The organism is Fructilactobacillus sp. X2R6C1, from assembly GCF_059901295.1.
This window is the reverse complement of sequence record NZ_JBWXUZ010000046.1, coordinates 1-259: the sequence shown is the minus strand read 5'-3', so window position 1 is coordinate 259 and position 259 is coordinate 1. Positions and strand designations below refer to the sequence as shown.

Genomic DNA, 259 nt, shown 5'->3' with positions numbered 1-259 from the left:
CCCATGGACTTTGAATAGCGATTCTTCAGTCGCACCCGGAGATATTTCTTCTGAAACTTGTGCTGAATTAATGAGAAACTTGTTGCAGAATCCGCCAGAAGTTGGCACGGTTGATGAAATTGATGGCGATTCAAATTACAAATATTCAGCGCAAGCGAATTCTGGTGATGCAACCTGTACTTACATTCAATTAGAAGGTAATACCGAGCACCAATTTGTTTACGAAATTAAAACTGGTCGTGTGACCGTAACTTTGCAG

1 protein-coding gene is annotated in these 259 nt (G+C 40.9%); it reads left to right on the top strand.

Going from position 1 to position 259, the window contains the following annotated elements; genetic code table 11:
* The coding region (locus AC6UDF_RS07295; RefSeq protein ID WP_500724214.1) for a hypothetical protein at positions 1-259 on the top strand (259 nt) is incomplete at both ends.